Consider the following 17833-nt stretch of genomic DNA (forward strand, 5'->3'; position numbering starts at 1 on the left):
AATGGAGAACAACATCCATAAGACTAAGGATCAAGCTCAAGCCTCGATTATGAGTGCTGAGTTCCACATCAGAGGGCAGCTAAATGGCAAATGTTAACCACCCAAGAGCGCATGTTTGGATTTCTGGGCGAGTCCAAGGTGTCGGTTATCGCATGTCAACTTGTCAGGCCGCAGAAACCCTAGGAGTCAATGGTTGGGTCAAGAACTTACCCGACGGACGAGTAGAAGCAGTATTTGAAGGTCCACCAGAATTGCTGGAAGAGATGATTCGGTGGTGTCACAAAGGGCCACAGATGGCGATCGTCCAGGAAGTCAAAGTGGAGTACGAAGAGTCAGAAGAAATTCAAGGATTTCATACGAGTCGCTGAACGAGCCCAAAGTTAGCAGCTCATTACAACACCACTACGACGGCGATCGCCCGCACCCGTAATGGTTCCGTCTGCATCTCGTATCACAGTATGCACGCCACCAAAAAACATATTTTCCTGCTGCCACAACACCCGTTCATCGTCCGGTGGAAGATGCAGTTTGCTCAGCTCAGCCTCACTAAATCCTGGCTCAACATTAAATACAGAGTTTTCCCAATGAATTCGTGGACTCTCCACTGCGGCTGCCACAGGCATTTGGAAATCTAAAATATTAGAAATTACTTGCAGAATTGCGGTTCTAATTCGATTGGAACCTCCAGAACCTAAAACAATCTCTGGCTGCTGATCTTTCAGCACAATCGTAGGAGCCATCATAGACGCGATGCGTGTATTCTCCTGCCATTGATGAAAGCCATTTGGGTTCAAATCTTCTTCGCCCAACATGTTATTCATCATGATGCCAGTGCCAGGAACTATGTAACCGCAACCTTCGCCATTAGAAGTAGTTACACTCGCAGCATTGCCTTCATCATCAATCACGCTCAGATGCGTTGTACTGCCCCACTTATTCACGGCATTCGATAACTGAGCCTGATACACTTCCACTTGAGCACCGTCTAGAAATGCTTGGGAATCCTGTTGAAAAAGCTGGTGCGATTGCTCTCGACGTGCTGCATTCGTCAATCGCATCGTTGTAGCCAAAAGATCTAAATGTTGAGCACTGCCAAACTCAAAAGCTGTTAGATCGATCGCAGACAAAAGCTCCAAAGCAAAAGCAATTAAAGTGCCGCCAGAGCTAGGAGTAGGGTTGGTCAGTAGAATATTATCGCGATAATTAATCGTCAAAGGCCGACGTTCAATCACCTGATACTGCTGTAAATCTTCCAGGGTTAAATAACCACCAAAGTTTTCACAGTCTTGAGCAATTTGATGGGCAATATCACCTTGATAAAATCCCTTCGGTCCAGTTTTAGCTAAATAAGCTAATGTCTCTGCTAAGTCTGGCATCACCAAATTAGTTCCAAGTGCGACCAAAGGACCGTCAGGAGCAAAAATTTGGCGTGATTCTGCTGAAGCAGTCAGAATTGGGCTGAGAATTTGAAAACAAAAATACTGGAAATCAGAAATTTCTACACCGTTTTTGGCGTAGTGAATTGCAGGTTCTGCGATCGCCTGAAACGGCAACCTACCTAACCTTTGGTGCACATGAAAAATGCCAGCCACATTTCCGGGCACTCCCATCGATCCCAAGCCAATATGAAATTCTTGAATCGCCCCACCAAAGTTGACATCAACCGGGTAAAAATCTAAAGCAGATTGGGCCTTTTTAGAACCAGGTGTTTGAGTAAAAAAATCAAATAAAATATCTTCTTGCTGAGACGTATGCGCTAAAAGGAACCCTCCTCCTGCCGGAGAAGTCAGCGTCGGCTCCACGACAAAAGCCGCCATTACCGCTGCGATCGCCGCATCAAAGGCATTACCCCCTAAGCGCAACATTTCCAGCCCTGCTTCGGCTGTTTTGGCATGTCCCGCAGCAATCACACCGTGAGTTGAATTTGGCATAATCTATGTTTTCTGATCGAGGCGAATCGCTTGTTCTAGAGCCGCTTTAGTTTTGGCTCGCTGCACGTAGGCTTGCAACTGAGTGATATCCCAACCAATTAGCATACTTAGGTCTTCTAAACTCAGCCCGCGCATCAGCATTTCCACACACCAAGTTGGTTGGGCTTGCTCAATCCGGGGTGGGTGCCCTTCCGGGGTCAACAAATTCTCTATCATCTGCTGCCATTGCGATCGCACTTCCACCTCTGAAATCGGTTCGCCCGTAGCCGAAAGAAACAAAGCAGACTGGGCATCTTTACGACTTTTGAGCCAGTGAGTCAGGGGATTGCGAGTATAGGAGCCATAGCGTTGCCCCAAAATCCACTGGTTGACTGGTACTTGTCTCACCCCATTGCGGAGCACTTGCAACCAATGTTGCTGAGTGGCACTAAACTGTTGCGATCGCTGCAAAGCACTTATTTCAGACACGCTCAAACCCGCTGCAAATAGCACGTAGGCGATCGCATATTCTTGCAACCCCCGTTTTTTCGCTTGTTGCAAAATAGCATGAACTAAAGGAGCGGGAAGATCAGCTTTAGATTCCGAGCCCAAAGGAGCGATCGCCTCCCAAGGATGAGTCGTCATTGCTTCTAGCTGCGCCTCTGACTGAAACACAGCTCCATGCAAAAACAGCTCCACTAAATTATCTAAAAAGTCATCTCGGCTTTCCCAGAGTTCGTGAAACTCACTCGTGAACTCGATCACGGCATACCCCAACAACATGCCGTTGAGCAGACTAGCCAACTTTTCTGCCGGAAGGAGAGTTCGCAAATGTCCCTGATGAATTACTGTGGCTAAATACTCAGCAACATAACGATTCGCCTCTGTGATGCCTTGCCCCAAAGCCTGGCGATTCTCGGCAGGATACTGACCTGCTTCCCCAACCACAGAGCGAACAAAGTCTGGCACACGCTCCAGCGCCTGGAGACAAGCGTTAGCATAGTCTTTAAGGGTTTGAGCAATATTGCTAGTTTGGTTGGCTTGCTGAATCAGGGACTCGCCGAGCTGGGTAAACATCCCAGAGTCTTCCAGCACCGCCAGCAGCAGGCCATGCTTGTTACCAAAATGCCGAAATAGCGTGACTTCATTGACCTCTGCTAGTTCAGCGATTTGTCTTGTTGTGGTTTCGGTGACCCCCTGAGCCGTAAACAGCTCAATGGCCGCGTTAATGAGGCGCTGTCGCGTCAGACTTCGTTGAGCAGACATAGATAAAATGCAAGTACCACTTGCAATTGCTGGATGGGATTGCTAAGCTATGTAAGTATGGCTTGCATCCTCCTACTGTAGCGGTCTTTTTTGACTTCGATCAAAACCAAGGCACAACCAGTGAACAGCGAGGGCGAGTTCACCAGTCCTGAAACTCCCCAGCACTGGTTAAATACGGCATTCAAATAGGAAATTTATGACCTCTAATTCCATTGCGCCTGCTGCTACAGGTAGGCCATCCCTGTCGCTGAGTTGGTCTAATGTGCTCTTTTTCGGGAGCTTTCACGCCATCGCTTTGCTGGCACCTTGGTTTTTTTCGTGGTCGGCTCTAGGCGTTACCCTGTTTCTCCATTGGCTGTTTGGCAGCATTGGCATCTGCTTGGGCTATCACCGACTCGTCAGCCACCGCAGTTTTCAAGTACCCAAATGGTTGGAGTACATCATCATTACCATCGGAGCCTTAGCGCTACAGGGCGGGCCAATTTTTTGGATTGGAGGTCATCGCCAACACCACGCTTTTGCTGAGGATGTAGACAAAGATCCCTATTCTTCCAAGCGCGGTTTCTGGTGGAGCCACATGCTCTGGGTTCTGTACCCGCGTGACGAGTTCTTTAATCCCGAAAAGTACTACAGATACGCCCCCGATCTTGCTCGCGATGCTTACTATCGCTTTCTCGATCGCTATCATGTATTGCTACAAATCCCGATGGGCCTAGGGCTATACGCGATCGGTGGTTGGTCGTATGTGGTCTGGGGTCTATTTTTACGCGCAGTACTGTTGTGGCATAGCACTTGGTTCATCAACTCTGTCTCTCACTTGCGCGGCTACCGCACCTACGAAGTGGAAGACAACTCCCGCAATCTCTGGTGGGCTGCTCTAATCACCTATGGCGAAGGCTGGCACAACAACCACCATGCTCAACCAAATGTGGCCCCCGCAGGCCGCCATTGGTGGGAAATTGATGTCACCTGGTGGGCAATTAAAGCGCTCAAAGCAGTTGGTTTAGCTAAGAAAGTGGTGATGCCACCTACAGTAAAAACAGCCAATTAGTTAATACTTACTCGCTTCATCAACAGGTATTAACTCACCTGTAAACCTCAAGCCTTTAGATCGCAGTTCAAGTACCCCTTGTCTCGGTTTAGAGGCTTTTTTGATACAACTTAACTTATGGAGAAATGGAGAAGAGGTTGAGCGATCGCCCGTGTTTTCGAGAGCCAATTCCTGAAATTGCAGATGTCGCACGTTATTTGGATGCAGCAGTTTCAGCCCACCTTGTCGGACGGTTTGATGTCGCTGAGGCTTTGATCCGTCTTGCTGATATTCCCGCAGTTCGAGAGTGGACAGAATCTCTCTGGGGTGCCAACAGTCCTTACACGCAGTACCGAGTTGTAGCGAACGCACCTCCGCACTTGCCGAAAGATCAACGGGTTCCAAATCGGATGCCAACAGCAGCCCAAAAACATTTTCTGCATCAACGGGACGGCTACCACTGTAGATTTTGCGGTGTCCCAGTCATCCGAGGTGAAGTCCGCGATCGCATCAAGAAGGCTTATCCAGACGCCCTGCCGTGGGGAAAAACAAACCCGGAACAACATGCCGTCTTCCAAGCTCTGTGGTTGCAATACGATCATCTGCTGCCTCACGCCAGAGGTGGCAACAATGATTTAGAGAATGTCGTTATTACTTGTGCACCCTGTAATTTTGGTCGCGGCAGTTACACATTGGAAGAGGTTGGTTTAGCTGATCCCAGACTACGAGAACCCGTTCGCTCGACATGGGATGGACTAGAGCGATTTTGTTAAGCAGTGCGATCGCCCATCTTGACGTGTAATGCAAAGTAAGAGACTGGTAAGCGCATTTCAAATCTTAGTAAACCAATCACTATCAACCTCTACAGACTCGATCATCGTTATTTTGACACCCAATCTCAGCTCTTTTAGGCGCTGAACCAACTGTTCGCCATCTATCAAATCAATCGGTGGTGCCCCATCTCGTGTGGCTTCTTTGAGCGCATCTCTTGTAAAGGTTCCAGTTGTAATAAACAAGCCCTTATCAGTACGTCCCTGCATCGCTCCACGAAAATCTCTAATTTGACTAGCTGAGACTGCACCTTGATAGCGTTTGCACTGGAATAAAACATGGAAGCTCAAAAAACCACTGATTCGAGCAATACCAACACCATCAATACCCCCATCACCAGCCTTACCTGTCACCTGCACTTGAATAAAACCTGATTCGCGCAGTAGACGTTGTGCTAAACGTTCAAACGCACTGGGTTCTAGCGAGAGTAGGGTTTTATGAAGTTGTTGATGCCAAGCTAGCTCTTCTAAAGTTTCAATCACTCCAACGGCTTCGTCTGGAGCATCTGACGGGGCAGCTTTGTTCTTGTCACCATCTCGAACAGCCTTAACAATTTCCTTGGCATCTAGTTTGTCAAGATTGATGGATGTTGACAATAAAGACCAAACCCCGCGGGCTGAGTTCTGCAATAAGCCGTACTTTTTTAGATAGGTACGACTCCACGCAAGCCGATACTCAACCTCGCTCTGTGAGGTACTGCCATGCGAAATTTCAAGCACCTTATCAGGCAGGTTGAGAAGTTGAACTACTTTGTCATAAATCTCTTCAGTTGTGCCGGAACCACCCAAAATTTGTAGAGCTTGAATTGTAGGCAAAAACATTGAGTCAAATGTAGGAACTGAAGAGGCGGAGCGCTTCATGGAAAAACTACTAGTCGATTTATAGAAGCAGATTTACAGAGATAGAGCTTTGTCAACTATAAATCGATGGTCATGATGTAAGACTATTTCGCGATCGCCCCTCCAACGCCTTACTTCAAAAACACGATCGCACGAATTCTGCTAAACGCTCCATACCTGTTTCGATCGTAGCCATGTCAGTAGCGTAGGAGAGACGGATGTGGTCATCTGCACCGAAAGCAACACCAGGAATTACCGCGACCTGTTGGGTTTCAAGCAACTTATCGCAGAACTCTAAAGACTTGAGGCCAGTCTTACTGATGTTGGGGAATAGGTAGAAGGCTCCGTCTGGTGGCGGGCAGCTTAGACCAGGAATCGCGTTGAGGTGGTCTAGCATCACTTGACGACGCTGGGCAAAGGCTTGCCGCATTTCTTCCACGCAGTCTTGAGAGCCTGTATAAGCTGCGATCGCTCCATATTGAGCAAAGGTGCAGACATTAGAAGTGCTGTGGCTTTGCAGCGTACTCACAGCCTTAATTAAATCTGTTGGGCCTGCCAAGTAGCCAATTCGCCAGCCAGTCATCGAGTAGGCTTTGGCGAAACCGTTACTGATAATCGTCCGCTCAAACACTTCTGGACTCACCGCACCAATGCTGAGATGCTCAGCGTCGCCATAGATCATCTTTTCGTAGATTTCGTCAGAAACCACTAGGATGTCTTGCTCGACGATGACTTGGGCGATCGCACGAATTTCGTCGGGTGTATAAACGACTCCAGTGGGGTTGGAAGGCGAGTTGAGAATAAACAGGCGGGTTCTAGGCGTGATGGCTTGACGCAGTTGGTCGGGGGTGACTTTGAAATCGCTGGCAGCATCTGTTTCGAGAATTACAGGCACTCCTGCGGCCAACTTCACCATTTCTGGGTAGCTGAGCCAGTAAGGGGCAGGAATAATCACCTCATCGCCGGGATTCAACAGGGCCAGCATGAGATTAAACAGAGAATGCTTACCACCATTGGTGACGACAATCTGTTCGGCTCGGTAGGACAGGTGATTCTGGCTTTGCAGTTTCTGGGCGATCGCGTCTCGTAGTTTCGGCTCCCCTGCCGCTGGGCCGTATTTGGTTTTGCCCTCATCCAGCGCTTGCTTGGCAGCTTCTTTAACATGCGTGGGGGTGTCAAAGTCGGGTTCCCCAGCGCTGAAACTACACACATCAATGCCGTCGGCCTTCAGAGCTTTCGCTTTTGCGGCGATCGCCAATGTCAAAGAAGGTGATACCTGCCCCACTCGTGCTGCCAGCTTCATTACGCTTTCAGGTTTGTTAGATGTCAGATTCCTAGATTAATCCAAAATCTCAAATCGCAAAGCGTCAATCACAAAGAAATCATCAGGCGATCGTCACATCGGGTGACAAGTAAACGTCTTGAATGGCGTGAAAGAGTTGCACTCCTTCCTCAAACGGACGCTGGAAGGTCTTACGGCCTGAGATTAAACCAGACCCCCCGGCGCGTTTGTTCACCACAGCAGTCCGGATGGCTTCGGCAAAATCATTTTTGCCAGAAGCACCGCCAGAGTTGATCAGACCCGCTCGTCCGGCGTAGCAGTTGAGCAACTGATAGCGGGTGAGGTCGATGGGATGGTCGGTGGTGAGTTCAGAGTAAACTTTCTCATGGGTTTTGCCGTAGCTTTTGCCTGTGGCTTGGGCAACTGCTTTATAGCCGTTGTTCAGTTCGGGCAATTTTTGCTTGATGATGTCGGCTTGGATGGTAACGCCAAGGTGGTTGGCTTGGGCGGTGAGGTCGCCCGCGAGGTGATAGTCTTTGTCTTGCTTGAAAGCGTCGTTGCGTAGGTAGCACCAGAGAATCGTGGCCATGCCATATTCGTGAGCGAGGGCAAAGGCTTGGCTGACTTCCTGGATTTGGCGATCGGACTCTTCGGAACCAAAATAAATAGTGGCTCCCACGGCCACAGCTCCCAGATTCCAAGCTTGCTCAACTGAGGCAAACATGATCTGGTCGAATTTGTTGGGGTAAGTGAGGAGTTCGTTGTGGTTGAGTTTGAGGATGAAGGGAATTTTGTGGGCGTATTTGCGCGAAACGCTACCTAAGACTCCTAGGGTGGTGGCAACCGCATTGCAGCCTGCGGCGATCGCGAGTTTAATGATGTTCTCGCTGTCGAAGTAGATGGGGTTGGGGGCAAAGGAGGCACCCGCAGAGTGTTCAATGCCTTGGTCTACGGGCAAAATCGACAAGTAACCTGTGTTGGCTAGGCGGCCATAGGAGTAGAGCTGTTGGAGGCTCCGCAAAACTTGGGGCGAGCGATCGCTCTGGGCAAAGATGCGCTCGATCCAATCGGGGCCAGGCAAATGTATAAGGTCTTTGGAAATTTTGGCTTTGTGGGTTAGGAGGTCTTGGGCTTCTTCTCCAAGCCAAGATTCGATGGACTGCGGCACAGATAATGTAGCGGTCATAGTGCTTGTCCTCTGCTTCAGAACGGTGATCGTCTGTTGTTCTCTCTATGGTAGTTAGCTTGTCTAGGAAGTGGTGTACGTGTCTGTATCTACAGAATCATTTGGGAATCCGAGCCTTGGGGGCACTCGCCCCCAAACCCCCGCTGAAGGACGGCTGCGTCCTCCAGACCTCCTCCAGACGAGTTTAGGTGTTAGTGTTTCAACTTCTTAAATTCTTTTAACTCCTGCCTTACCCTCCAACCCTCACCCCTCACTCCTCCCTGTACTATGGGAAAGGGTTATTTGACCTGATCCGTTTTTGCAAATAGGTGTCTTCAGCATGACCGCAGTCACTCCGAATCCTATGTCCGCTGTTCCTGCTTTCTGTGAGGGCATTCAGTATTTTGGTGATACGGTGCCTGGGTTTGATGCCTATGGCCAAGCTCCAGCGATCGCGGAGGGGCAAAAGGCGATCGCGAGTTCGACGGATCAGGCAGCGGTTTATCAGACGATGCTGGCGGCGGATGCGTTGCGCTATCTGATTTTGCAGGTGACGGCAAGTAAGGCTTCGGGGCACCCTGGTGGGTTTGCCAGTCAAGCAGAGGCTTATGCAGCGCTGGTGATGCTGGGTCACAAGAACATCATTACGGAAGTGGGGCACCACGCGCCTGGGTTCTACAGTGGGATGTTTCTGGATCGCTCGTTGGAAGCAATGGGCATCAAGACGGTGCAACAACTGCGCGATCGCTTCCGGGAAAAGCACGGGCTATTAGGGCACTTGTCGGGCTACATTCCCGGTATTTTGGCTCCAGCGGGACCGTTGGGGCAGGGGCAACACTTTGCGATGGCGGCGGCGCTACTGCACCGGAACACGCTATTTCCTTACACGGTGGGCGATGGGGGCTTGGGCGAGCCTTACATTATGAGTTCGATGGCCCATTTCCACACGGCTTACCCGGAAGCAACCAATTTCCTACCCGTGTTGGTTTGGAATGGCTTCAGCCAAGAACATCACAGTATGGTGTCGCTGAAGTCTAATGAGGAAATGCTGGCTTTCTGGCGCGGTAATGGGTTTGAGGAAGTGATTTTGGTGGATGCCAAAGCTTTCGATGACCAAAACCAACCTGGGGATTACGTGGATAGCACTGCTTTTTCGTTTGAGCAGCGGTTGGCGTTTACCGAAGCGGTCTTAGCGGGTGTGGACCAAGCCGCAAAGTCAGCGTTGAGCGGCAAGTTGACGGTGTTCATTATTAAGCAGCTCAAGGGGGCTGGAGTACATGCTCGTGGTGCAAAATCCCACAACCTCTACGCCCACCACACGCTCGACAACCCCGATATTGTGACAGCGCTACAAGCTCGCGCTTTATCAGGTAAAGCTTGGGAACTAGTGCGGACCAATTTTGAGCGATCGAATGGGGGGCCATCCGCTAAGACTGCGGTGACTGAGTCGGAACTCCCCTTGCCTGCACTGGGTCAGTTACCACTGGAAGAATATGCGGTGGGGGGCGACCCGAAAGTGTCCACTACGTCGATGGGACGCTTGGTAGCTGCGGTAGGACAGCGCGATCGCAACTACATCGTGACCAATGCAGACGGCAACGAAGCTTCGGGGATTGCCAACATCAACCAAGCCCTCAAAATCATTCATCCCACCACCGACGATCTCTACAACCAAAGCCCCACAGGTCAGGTTTACGAGCCTTTGAGTGAAGATGCTTGTGCAGGACTGGCCGCAGGCTTAGCTTTGATGGGCAGCCGTACGCTCTGGTGCTCTTACGAATCATTTGCCATCAACGGCTTACCGATTTGGCAAACGGTGACGCAAGCCATGTCTGAGCTGCGCCGCCCCACCCCTTCCACCGTGACGCTGTTTACGGCTGGAGCCTTAGAGCAAGGCCGAAACGGTTGGACTCACCAACGGCCCGAAGTGGAAGCCTACTTTGCTGCCATGATGCGGAATGGCAACGTTTTCCCGCTGTTTCCACCCGATGCCAACAGCATCCAAGTTTGCTACGACTGGGCCTTAACGACCAAAAACAAAGGCATTGTAATCACAGCTAGCAAATCACCTCTGCCGATTCGCACCACGTTTGCCCAAGCTCAGCAAGGGTTAGAGCAAGGAGCCGTCACGCTCCAAGAAATTGCAGGTACAGAAGGCGGTAAGCTCGTGGTCTTGGCCGTGATTGGCGACATGACCCTCATTCCAGCATTAGAAGCCGCTACCTTCTTGGAAACAGAAGGACTAGCAGTGCGCGTTGTCTCCATCGTCAACCCCCGTCGCCTCTACCGTGCCTCTGATGTGGCTTGGGACACCTGCTCTGAAGCTGACGGCACTTTCTTAGATGATGCTGGCTTTGCAGCCCTATTTGGCGGTGATGCCCTGCTCGGCATTACAGGCGGTGCCAGCGGCATGCTAGAGCCGATCATGCTCCGCAGCACTAGCAAGCGGGACACCTTCGCCTGGAAACGAGGTGAAACTACAGCCAGCGCCGGAGAACTGATGGCTTTCAATGGCTTGACTGCGGAAGCGATCGCCAAACGCGCGATCGAACTCGTTCATTAAGGCTGGAGCATAACTCTGCCCCTATCCGTCTCTTGCTAAGGTAGGGGCACAGCAGGTTTCGAGGAGCATCGACTGATGCGATCGGATTTACAGAGCTTGGAGATTACTAAAGGCGAGCTACGGCGGCTAAGTGGGATGCGTCGCGGTGACTTGCTGATTCCTCCTACCAGAAGGCAAGTGAGCTGGGAAATTCTCAGGACTCTACTCGCGATCGCCCTCCTCGGTCTCAGCTATTGGGTTTTAGCCCTAAACTTTGCCAACCACACTTTTCTGCTGATCGCGTTGCATCTCAGTGCGGTGGTAGGGCTGATTGTAGATGATGTGCAAACGATTCTTTTTAGTCAGAAAAATCGTCATCTTATTAATCTGGTGATGGATGTTGATCGCTACAACGCGGTGATCAAAGCGATTGACATTAATGATCAAATTGAAGCGGCAGGTAACTCAGAAGTAGCTCTAAACAATCGTGAACAGGTAATTGAGGCTTTGGCGCTCACCAGAGCTGATTTAGTTCGGGCGCTGAAAACGGAAAGAATTTTGCGAACAAATCAACGCTTCATTGCTCGCCATTCGGATTTATTTGACAATAACTTGACAGCTCTAGCGACTTTACAAGTTAATGATCAAGCCAGCGAGCATGGACGATTGCTGAATCAGGCATTGAGCATCGCAGTCGATGTGCAAGCAGAAATGAAAAAGTTGCAAAATCAGCGATTCAGTTAAGCATGACTACCAAGCCCAAGATTATTGTTCTAGATGACGACCCCACGGGTTCACAGACCGTGCATAGCTGTCTGCTCCTGACTCGCTGGGATGTAGAGACGCTGCGAGTCGGGTTAGCTGATGAGTCTCCCATCTTTTTTGTTCTGACCAACACTCGTGCCTTGTCGCCTGAAGAAGCCACAATCGTGACGCGGGAAGCTTGCCAGAACTTAAAGCAGGCGATCGCCCTCGAATCCATCCAAGACTTCCTAATTGTCAGTCGCTCTGACTCCACGCTACGCGGCCATTATCCTGTCGAAACCGATGCGATCGCGGAGGAACTTGGCCTTTTTGACGCTCACTTTCTCGTTCCTGCTTTCTTTGAGGGTGGGCGATTCACGCGAGACAGCATCCATTACCTGGTGGTGAATGGCGTGCCAACTCCAGTGCATGAAACTGAATTTGCCCATGACTCTGTGTTTGCTTACCACCACAGCTACTTGCCTGATTATGTCGAGGAGAAAACTCAAGGGCGTATTACTGCTGATCAAGTTGAGCGCTTCCTCACCGCTGACATTCAAGCTGGGGTGCGCGATCGCTTACTGCAACTCACCAACAACCAATGTGGCGTGGTGGATGCGGAAAACCAAGCTGACTTAAATCACTTTGCGACTGATATTTTGGCAGTAGCGGCAGAAGGCAAGCGGTTCTTGTTTCGTAGTGCGGCCAGTTTACTCACCGCGCTAGCTGCTCTACCTCCCCAACCCACTGCGCCAGAGGATATGGCCCAGTACGCCAGAGATGGCAAGCCAGGTGCTGTCATCGTGGGTTCTCATGTTAAGAAAACCACGGAACAGTTAGAGCTGCTCCTGCAAGAACCAGGGGTTGTGGGGGTTGAGGTGGCAGTCGCTCGGTTAAGAGATAGTGATGCGGATAGCCGCGCCGCTCTCTTAGACGAAACGTTGCAAGCAGTCCGTGAGGCTCATGATGCTGGTAAAACGCCCGTGGTTTACACCAGTCGCCAAGAACTCACCTTTGAAGATGTGCAGGTACGCCTAGACTTTGGTACAGCCGTTTCAGCGTTGCTGATGGATGTCGTGCGCGGATTACCTCGTGAGATTGGTTTTCTCATTAGTAAAGGAGGCATTACCTCCAACGATGTGCTGAGCACAGGCTTAAACTTGCCTACTGCTCGACTCTTAGGCCAAGTTCTGGCAGGCTGCTCAATGGTTTGTACTCCCGACAACCATCCTCTCTTCCCCAACTTGCCTGTGGTGCTGTTTCCTGGCAATGTGGGGGATGCTGATGGTTTAGCTACGGTTTATCGTCGGCTCAACAAACCTAGTTAAAATACAGTCCTACCCTCTCCATGAGGGGAAATGAATCTGCAAAGTCCCCCAGAATCGTTTCAGGTTCTAACCGCTTAGGCACGTTTCGCATGACCTCTGATTCCTCCAACAATCCTATTGCTGCTCCATCTGCTGCCTCCACTCAAAGCAACGCAGTTGTAACTCCTAACCCTGCATCTGCCGAAGCCACAACCACAAGTACAGCGACACCTCTCAATCCAACGGCACCTGCCGAGTCTGCTGCGGAAAGTTCTATTACGGCTGGTGACGCAGTTCCTGATGCGGTTCCTGATGCGACTCCCGATGCAGCTACTCAGCCTATAGAGTCAGCTTCTGCTCCAGAACAACCTCTGATCAAAGACCTCCAGGTGCGGTTTAAGAGTGAAGAGGGGCAATTACTTTTGATGTTGCCTCCCGAAACGGAGACGACAGATCCGCCTTCCCCGACTGCGCTAACTTGGGCGGACTTGTGGCAACAACTCAAGCAACGCTTATCGGGAGGCGATCGCTTTTGGCAACCCGGGACCGTTGTGCATCTCATGGCACGCGATCGTTTGCTGGATGGGCGACAACTGCAAGCGATCGCCGATGCCCTCTTGGAAGTGCAACTGCAACTCAAGCGGGTCTCCACAAGCCGTCGCCAAACTGCCGTCGCCGCAGCCACCGCAGGCTACTCAGTTGAGCAACAAGCTCCTGTGGCTCACCTCAGCCAACCGACTGCTACTCCACCGCCCGCCTTAGCGGACCCGCTCTACATTCAAACCACGGTGCGCTCAGGCGTTGAGATTCGCCACCCTGGGACGATCGTGGTCCTCGGAGACATCAACCCTGGGAGTTCTCTGATTGCAGACGGTGACATTTTAGTCTGGGGTCGGTTGCGGGGTGTGGCGCATGCGGGAGCCAGTGGGAATACCCAGTGTCGGATTATGGCGCTGCAAATGGAGCCGACTCAACTGCGGATTGCTGAGTCTTTAGCTCGCGCTCCTGAAAAGCCACCTGCGCAGTACTACCCAGAAGTGGCTTATGTTACCAGCGAAGGAATACGGATCGCCCGCTCTGCCGACTTCGCTAAAACTCAACTGCTGATCTCTGTCCAGTCAGGCCAAACCTCCTGACATTTTGACGGGAGAATGGTTGAATGAAGAATTCTAGGTTCTGCGTCAGTTTCACCGATATTGGTTCTGGTGCATTGGAAGCGGCGATCGCAGACGATTAATAAGTCTCGCTGAATTAATTTCGGTGAAAATGCGGTTTAAGTTAAAGTTAATTGAAAGTTGAAGTAAAGTTCATTCGTCTAACCACCTCATGAGTCGCGTTATTGTTGTTACATCTGGAAAAGGAGGGGTGGGCAAAACCACCACCACAGCCAACTTGGGCATGGCCCTGGCTCAACGAGGTCGCAAAGTTGTGGTTGTGGACGCAGATTTCGGCCTGAGAAATTTGGATTTGCTGCTGGGCCTAGAAAATCGCATCGTTTACACAGCAGTGGAAGTGTTGGCGGGTGAATGTCGGCTAGAGCAAGCGCTGGTGAAAGATAAGCGCCAAAGCCGTCTTGCCTTGTTGCCTGCTGCGCAAAACCGCACCAAGGACGCAGTCAGTCCCGACCAGATGAAGCAGGTGATTAGTGCCTTAGCCAAAGCTTATGACTACGTTTTAGTAGATAGCCCTGCTGGGATTGAGATGGGCTTCCAAAATGCGATCGCCGCCGCTCAAGAAGCGCTCATCGTCACCACCCCAGAGATCGCCGCAGTCCGAGACGCAGATCGAGTCGTGGGTTTGCTAGAAGCCAATAACGTCAAGAAAATTCGTCTGATCGTCAATCGCCTGAAGCCTGCGATGGTGCAGGTCAATGACATGATGTCAGTGCAAGACGTGCAAGAAATTTTGGCCATTCCCCTCATCGGTATTATTCCCGACGACGAGCGGGTGATCGTTTCCACCAACCGAGGGGAACCCTTAGTTTTATCCGAGACTCCTTCGACCGCAGGCACTGCTTTCAGTAATATTGCCCGCCGCTTAGAAGGCGAAACTGTAGAGTTTTTAGACCTCACCCCTAACAACGGCAGTGTTTTCTCCCGCATTCGTAGATTTTTTTCCACCAAGATTCTCTAAACCGCTTTTCCTAGGTCAAGGCTTTTACTCAGATTGCATTTACCGCATCGCTAGCCTTTAGCCTCTCTTTCTATTCCATGCTTTTGCCAGACTCTTGACCCTCCCCAAGCTCCATGATCAATGAACTGTTAGAACGCTTATTTCCCCGTCCAGGTAACGAAAGTAGCCGCCAAGAAGTGAAGCGCCGTCTGCAATTTGTTTTGGCTCACGATCGCGCTGACCTTAGCCCTGAGTCGATGGATCAAATGCGGCGAGAAATTCTAGACGTGGTTTCTCGTTACGTTGAGATTGACGCTGAAGGTCTGGAATTTTCTCTGGCTAACAATGAACGAGTCACGGCTCTAATTGCTAACTTGCCCATCCGTCGCGTCCGGCAAGAGCCTGAGGAGTCATGAGCGCTAGCGCTTCTTCTGATTGCAACTCCCTTGCCAGTTGTGCTCAAGCCCTAAAGCTCGACCAAATACAGCGGCATGTCTTTATCTGTGCCGACCAGACGGTGCCCAAGTGCTGCGACAAGCAATTGAGCTTAGCATCCTGGGACTATCTCAAGCGGCGCTTGAAGGAACTGAAGCTCGACACCCCTCCTGCTGCGACTGGGGCAATTTCTAAGGAGGCGATCGCGGATTTAGGCGCTGCCGCATCTCCATACGTTTTTCGGACTAAAGCCAACTGCCTGCGCGTTTGTCAGCAAGGCCCCATCTTAGTCGTCTATCCGGATGGAGTTTGGTACCATAGCGCCACGCCAGAAGTGATTGAGCGCATTATTCAAGAGCATTTGATCGGCAATCAAATTGTGTCAGAATTTGCCTTTTTGACTCATCCATTGCCGGATTCGTCCGAGACCACCGCTACAATCGAGCTAAAAGTTGGCGATGCAGCCGCTGAAACCCTGGCAGTAGCGCATGATTGAGCGATCGCAACTCTAACTTTGTGTAGAGGAAAAACCGCCAGCATCATGGCTTAACGATTAAGCGAACCTAAGGTTATTTCTCGCTTCAAAGCACCGATGGCTACTCTTGTTAAAAAATACTAATCAACTCGAATTAAGCCTATTTTGCCAACGATACTTTGATAATGAAAAAACTTGTTAAGTGTGCTGCCAAAATCACCTGCCATTCTTAAAGTAGGTAAATAATTGATGAAGTCAGCAACCTACTAGACTAACTGTCAATTCCTGATCAGGCACTATATTAATGAAGGGATACGTAGCAGACAGTGACAGGTCTAGTAGAATGTGACAACAATACAAAAAGTTCTATCTACAAACTTTAATTAATCCAGGCATGGCGAGTGACAAAGCATGAAGGAAGCGAGCGTGGGAGATCATAAACGGCTACTGCTAATTGATGACGACCCTAATCTAATTCTGTTAGTTAAGGATTACCTGGAATTCCGCGGGTATGAAGTAGTAACAGCAGAAAATGGCCGTGAAGCGCTAGAAATTCTGGAGCAAGATATTCCAGATATGATTATTTGCGATGTGATGATGCCGGAGATGGACGGCTATTCACTCGTAAAGCATGTGAGGGAAGACTCTCGCACTAGCTGGATTCCAGTTCTATTCTTATCGGCCAAGGGACAAAGCCAAGACCGTGTCAAAGGGTTAAACACCGGAGCCGATGTCTACATGGTCAAACCCTTTGAGCCTGAGGAATTGGTGGCTCAGGTGGAGTCCTCGCTGAAGCAAGCATCCCGGATGATGCAGCATCAAACTAAGGGCGTGGATAATGGCCCCAAAATCCAGGTGCCCTTTGATGTCGAGCTGACTCCAACCGAGTTAAAGGTGGTGCAGTTTGTGGCCCGTGGGATGGCCAATCGGGAAATCGCTGACGAATTAAATGTTAGTCAACGCACGATTGAAAGCCACGTCAGCAACATGCTGGGCAAAACAGGTTTACACAACCGCACAGAGTTAGCACGCTGGGCGATTGAGAACAATATGGCTTAGTGGTGGTTCTCAACCACAACGAAGAGAAAAAGCAAAAAAGCAGGGTAGAACGAATTGATTTCAGTTCTACCCTGCTTTTTTGTCTCCTGTCTCCTAATTCCTATCCCTCACAACCAACCGTCTCCATCTGGATTGGGTTTACCCCAAATTGTGATGCTCAGGGATTGCAGATAGGCTAACGCTTGCTGAAGTTGCTGAGGAGTCCCCCGCAGTTCTAGGTCGAACCAGCCATCTTCTTGAGGGTTGGGGCTGAGTCGAGCCGCAGTAATGTTAACGCTGAGGCCATGCTGGGCTGTCAGGTGAGAAATAATTGGTTCTTGACGACGTTGGGCTGGAATCCGCAATTTGATGCGAACTTGGGTTGCGCTTTCAGTGCATTGAGGCAGACGCGATCGCCTAGCACCGAGCACTGTCCGGGGTTTCCCGATCCCGCTAGATTGCTCTTGCTCCAGCATGGGTGCCCGCATCACCAACCATCCTCTTGAGCACTCGAATCATGCCAAATTTCCAGATCTAGCTCATTTAAGTAGAGCAAGGCACTGTCAATTTGGGCAGCGGTGCCTTGAAGTTCTAGGTCAAACCAGCCATCATCTCGCGCGTTCGCCCCCAGCAGAGCCGCTGTAATGTTCACCGTGAGGCCATGCTGAGAGATTAAGCGAGAAATCACAGGTTCTTGATGGTAGTTCTTGGGGATCCGAATTCTAATGCGGGTTTGAGTGTATCTATGATCCGCAGCAGAGTTCTGTCCCGATGGCTGGGATGCGTCAAGAGCCGTTGCTTCTTGGTTTTCGCGATTTAGGGGAGCATAGCGATCGCTGTCATCCGTCAACATGATC

18 protein-coding genes are annotated in these 17833 nt (G+C 50.5%); 11 read left to right on the forward strand and 7 right to left on the reverse strand.

Annotated features, from left to right (window positions below; genetic code table 11):
* The first annotated feature begins 83 nt into the window (after positions 1-83).
* On the forward strand, positions 84-368 hold the full coding sequence (locus NDA01_RS06325) for an acylphosphatase (protein ID WP_348227264.1): 285 nt from the start codon (positions 84-86) through the stop codon (positions 366-368).
* Positions 369-380: 12 nt separating this feature from the next.
* Here the strand turns inward: NDA01_RS06325 and ggt are convergent, their stop codons facing one another.
* Together ggt and NDA01_RS06335 are read right to left on the reverse strand one after the other, a co-directional pair.
* Positions 381-1931 carry a gamma-glutamyltransferase gene (gene ggt / locus NDA01_RS06330; protein ID WP_348227265.1) on the reverse strand — a complete coding sequence of 517 codons (1551 nt, stop codon included), beginning with the start codon at positions 1929-1931 and terminating at the stop codon, positions 381-383.
* 3 nt (positions 1932-1934) lie between these two features.
* Positions 1935-3176, reverse strand: coding sequence for a TetR family transcriptional regulator (locus tag NDA01_RS06335; protein WP_348227266.1), 1242 nt, complete (start codon positions 3174-3176; stop codon positions 1935-1937).
* A 196-nt stretch (positions 3177-3372) separates the two neighbouring features.
* Here NDA01_RS06335 and NDA01_RS06340 point away from each other — a divergent pair, with 196 nt between their 5' ends.
* Both NDA01_RS06340 and NDA01_RS06345 read left to right on the forward strand, forming a co-directional pair.
* The gene (locus NDA01_RS06340) at positions 3373-4227 is read left to right on the forward strand and encodes an acyl-CoA desaturase (RefSeq protein WP_190556621.1); all 855 of its coding nucleotides are present in this window, start codon (positions 3373-3375) and stop codon (positions 4225-4227) included.
* A gap of 125 nt (positions 4228-4352) precedes the next feature.
* Positions 4353-4979, forward strand: coding sequence for an HNH endonuclease (locus NDA01_RS06345; RefSeq protein WP_348227267.1), 627 nt, complete (start codon positions 4353-4355; stop codon positions 4977-4979).
* A 57-nt stretch (positions 4980-5036) separates the two neighbouring features.
* Here NDA01_RS06345 and NDA01_RS06350 read toward each other — a convergent pair whose 3' ends face one another.
* The 3 genes from NDA01_RS06350 to NDA01_RS06360 form a co-directional block, all read right to left on the reverse strand.
* Positions 5037-5897 (reverse strand): restriction endonuclease, encoded by an 861-nt coding sequence (locus NDA01_RS06350; protein ID WP_348227268.1) that lies wholly within the window; start codon positions 5895-5897, stop codon positions 5037-5039.
* Positions 5898-6012: 115 nt separating this feature from the next.
* On the reverse strand, positions 6013-7179 hold the full coding sequence (locus NDA01_RS06355; RefSeq protein ID WP_348227269.1) for a pyridoxal phosphate-dependent aminotransferase: 1167 nt from the start codon (positions 7177-7179) through the stop codon (positions 6013-6015).
* A gap of 82 nt (positions 7180-7261) precedes the next feature.
* Positions 7262-8344, reverse strand: a complete 1083-nt coding sequence (locus NDA01_RS06360; RefSeq protein ID WP_190550946.1) for a class I fructose-bisphosphate aldolase — start codon at positions 8342-8344, stop codon at positions 7262-7264.
* Positions 8345-8663: 319 nt separating this feature from the next.
* On the opposite strand from NDA01_RS06360, the gene NDA01_RS06365 reads away from it, so the two are divergent.
* The 8 genes from NDA01_RS06365 (at position 8664) to NDA01_RS06400 (ending at position 16997) form a co-directional block, all read left to right on the forward strand.
* Positions 8664-10886, forward strand: a complete 2223-nt coding sequence (locus NDA01_RS06365; protein ID WP_348227270.1) for a phosphoketolase family protein — start codon at positions 8664-8666, stop codon at positions 10884-10886.
* Between the two features lie 75 nt (positions 10887-10961).
* Positions 10962-11609 carry a hypothetical protein gene (locus NDA01_RS06370; RefSeq protein ID WP_348227271.1) on the forward strand — a complete coding sequence of 216 codons (648 nt, stop codon included), beginning with the start codon at positions 10962-10964 and terminating at the stop codon, positions 11607-11609.
* A 2-nt stretch (positions 11610-11611) separates the two neighbouring features.
* Positions 11612-12937: a four-carbon acid sugar kinase family protein gene (locus NDA01_RS06375; protein ID WP_348227272.1), complete on the forward strand. Its 1326-nt coding sequence runs from the start codon at positions 11612-11614 to the stop codon at positions 12935-12937.
* Positions 12938-13026: 89 nt separating this feature from the next.
* Positions 13027-14052, forward strand: coding sequence for a septum site-determining protein MinC (gene minC, locus NDA01_RS06380; protein ID WP_348227273.1), 1026 nt, complete (start codon positions 13027-13029; stop codon positions 14050-14052).
* A gap of 190 nt (positions 14053-14242) precedes the next feature.
* On the forward strand, positions 14243-15049 hold the full coding sequence (minD, locus tag NDA01_RS06385) for a septum site-determining protein MinD (protein ID WP_348227274.1): 807 nt from the start codon (positions 14243-14245) through the stop codon (positions 15047-15049).
* Positions 15050-15162: 113 nt separating this feature from the next.
* The gene (minE, locus tag NDA01_RS06390) at positions 15163-15444 is read left to right on the forward strand and encodes a cell division topological specificity factor MinE (RefSeq protein WP_190431102.1); all 282 of its coding nucleotides are present in this window, start codon (positions 15163-15165) and stop codon (positions 15442-15444) included.
* Complete coding sequence (locus NDA01_RS06395) at positions 15441-15959, forward strand: (2Fe-2S) ferredoxin domain-containing protein (RefSeq protein WP_348227275.1); 519 nt, start codon at positions 15441-15443, stop codon at positions 15957-15959. Before minE ends, NDA01_RS06395 begins: the two co-directional genes overlap by 4 nt.
* Before the next feature lie 405 nt (positions 15960-16364).
* Positions 16365-16997 (forward strand): response regulator transcription factor, encoded by a 633-nt coding sequence (locus NDA01_RS06400; protein WP_431193330.1) that lies wholly within the window; start codon positions 16365-16367, stop codon positions 16995-16997.
* Between the two features lie 107 nt (positions 16998-17104).
* Here NDA01_RS06400 and NDA01_RS06405 read toward each other — a convergent pair whose 3' ends face one another.
* Positions 17105-17464 (reverse strand): NIL domain-containing protein, encoded by a 360-nt coding sequence (locus tag NDA01_RS06405; RefSeq protein WP_348227276.1) that lies wholly within the window; start codon positions 17462-17464, stop codon positions 17105-17107.
* The gene (locus tag NDA01_RS06410; RefSeq protein WP_431193331.1) at positions 17464-17829 is read right to left on the reverse strand and encodes an NIL domain-containing protein; all 366 of its coding nucleotides are present in this window, start codon (positions 17827-17829) and stop codon (positions 17464-17466) included. The genes NDA01_RS06405 and NDA01_RS06410 overlap by 1 nt, the downstream gene beginning before the upstream one ends.
* Positions 17830-17833 lie beyond the last annotated feature (4 nt).

It is taken from the genome of Trichocoleus desertorum AS-A10 (assembly GCF_039962155.1).
Lineage (GTDB): Bacteria > Cyanobacteriota > Cyanobacteriia > FACHB-46 > FACHB-46 > Trichocoleus.

Coding starts and splice junctions, on each gene's coding strand:
- NDA01_RS06325 (WP_348227264.1), top strand. CDS start 84: ATGGCAAATGTTAACCACCCAAGAGCGCATGTTTGGATTTCTGGGCGA.
- ggt (WP_348227265.1), bottom strand. CDS start 1,931: ATGCCAAATTCAACTCACGGTGTGATTGCTGCGGGACATGCCAAAACA.
- NDA01_RS06335 (WP_348227266.1), bottom strand. CDS start 3,176: ATGTCTGCTCAACGAAGTCTGACGCGACAGCGCCTCATTAACGCGGCC.
- NDA01_RS06340 (WP_190556621.1), top strand. CDS start 3,373: ATGACCTCTAATTCCATTGCGCCTGCTGCTACAGGTAGGCCATCCCTG.
- NDA01_RS06345 (WP_348227267.1), top strand. CDS start 4,353: ATGGAGAAGAGGTTGAGCGATCGCCCGTGTTTTCGAGAGCCAATTCCT.
- NDA01_RS06350 (WP_348227268.1), bottom strand. CDS start 5,897: ATGAAGCGCTCCGCCTCTTCAGTTCCTACATTTGACTCAATGTTTTTG.
- NDA01_RS06355 (WP_348227269.1), bottom strand. CDS start 7,179: ATGAAGCTGGCAGCACGAGTGGGGCAGGTATCACCTTCTTTGACATTG.
- NDA01_RS06360 (WP_190550946.1), bottom strand. CDS start 8,344: ATGACCGCTACATTATCTGTGCCGCAGTCCATCGAATCTTGGCTTGGA.
- NDA01_RS06365 (WP_348227270.1), top strand. CDS start 8,664: ATGACCGCAGTCACTCCGAATCCTATGTCCGCTGTTCCTGCTTTCTGT.
- NDA01_RS06370 (WP_348227271.1), top strand. CDS start 10,962: ATGCGATCGGATTTACAGAGCTTGGAGATTACTAAAGGCGAGCTACGG.
- NDA01_RS06375 (WP_348227272.1), top strand. CDS start 11,612: ATGACTACCAAGCCCAAGATTATTGTTCTAGATGACGACCCCACGGGT.
- minC (WP_348227273.1), top strand. CDS start 13,027: ATGACCTCTGATTCCTCCAACAATCCTATTGCTGCTCCATCTGCTGCC.
- minD (WP_348227274.1), top strand. CDS start 14,243: ATGAGTCGCGTTATTGTTGTTACATCTGGAAAAGGAGGGGTGGGCAAA.
- minE (WP_190431102.1), top strand. CDS start 15,163: ATGATCAATGAACTGTTAGAACGCTTATTTCCCCGTCCAGGTAACGAA.
- NDA01_RS06395 (WP_348227275.1), top strand. CDS start 15,441: ATGAGCGCTAGCGCTTCTTCTGATTGCAACTCCCTTGCCAGTTGTGCT.
- NDA01_RS06405 (WP_348227276.1), bottom strand. CDS start 17,464: ATGCGGGCACCCATGCTGGAGCAAGAGCAATCTAGCGGGATCGGGAAA.
- NDA01_RS06410 (WP_431193331.1), bottom strand. CDS start 17,829: ATGTTGACGGATGACAGCGATCGCTATGCTCCCCTAAATCGCGAAAAC.